This window comes from Pantoea sp. CTOTU46764 (assembly GCF_031974595.1).
Classification (GTDB): Bacteria; Pseudomonadota; Gammaproteobacteria; order Enterobacterales; family Enterobacteriaceae; genus Pantoea; species Pantoea trifolii.
Genome location: NZ_DALYOQ010000017.1, coordinates 1 through 1,101, shown reverse-complemented (window position 1 = coordinate 1,101; position 1,101 = coordinate 1). Strand labels below are relative to the sequence as shown.

Annotated in this window: 2 pseudogenes; both read right to left on the bottom strand. The window is 53.9% G+C overall.

The window, feature by feature from the left end:
- Nucleotides 1–451: pseudogene (locus tag RTM06_RS08505) on the bottom strand (NADH-quinone oxidoreductase subunit M); the annotation flags it as partial.
- A gap of 84 nt (nucleotides 452–535) precedes the next feature.
- Nucleotides 536–1,101, bottom strand: a pseudogene (locus RTM06_RS08500) (NADH-quinone oxidoreductase subunit L); the annotation flags it as partial.

The following is a 1,101-nucleotide window of genomic DNA, read 5'->3' as shown; positions in this document are numbered from 1 at the left end:
ACATCGGCACCAGCATCATCTCCCAGAAGAAGAAGAACAGGAACATGTCGATGGAGAGGAACACGCCAATCACACCACCGAGAATCCACATCAGGTTGAGGTGGAAGAAGCCCTGATATTTCTCAATTTCGTTCCAGGAGCACAGCACCGCCATCAAACCGAGCAGTCCGGTCAGCACCACCATCAGCAGCGACAGACCATCAATCGCCAGATGGAAGTTGATGCCAAAGCGCGGAATCCACGGTACTGAGAAAGTCGATTGCCATTGCGGTATGCCCGCAGCCTGCGTCAGTGAATAGCCTCCCTGCAACCACAGCTGCAGGCCAAGCGCTAGCGTCAGGCCCATGGTGATCATGGCAATCCAGCGCGGTACCTTTGCGCCGAGGCGCTCTGCCAACCAGCAGAGCAAGCCCCCAACGAAGGGGATAATTATTAGCCAAGGTAATAACACGGCGAACTTCCCTTTTTATTGCCTTACTTCAGGCAATTTTTGACATTCTAATTGGGCGAGCGAACCCGCCCCGCTCATCAATCTTTAAATCACCAGCAGCAGCGCCAGCACCACAACGGCACCGACACTCATTGAAGCCACGTACCAGCGCAGATAACCGTTTTCACTCACTACCAAACCTTTGTTACCAATGCGCGACAGCAGCGCAGGCAGGTTCATCAGTGAGTTCAGCGGATCGCTTTTCAGTAACCAGGCAATGCCGAGATAAGGTTTTACAAACACCTTGTCATACAGCCAGTCGAAGCCCCAGGCCGCGAACCACCAGGTGCCGAAGAAACGACCCGGCGCACTGTTAGCAATGCTGGTCACCAGCTGACGTTTACCCAGCCACAGCGCTGCAGCGATCAGGATACCGACGATAGCCACTACGCCTGAGGTGATTTCCAGCATCACTTTGCCGCCTTCACCAAACTCGTTCTGCGGCAGCACGCCCGCCAGAGGAGGCGTAATCAACGCACCAATAAAGGTGGAGAGCACCATCAGAACAATCAGTGGCAGGTGATGTGTAATGCCTTTACCGGCGTGAGCATGAATTTTCTCTTCACCGTGGAACACGATAAAGATCAGGCGGAACGTGTAGATCGAGGTGA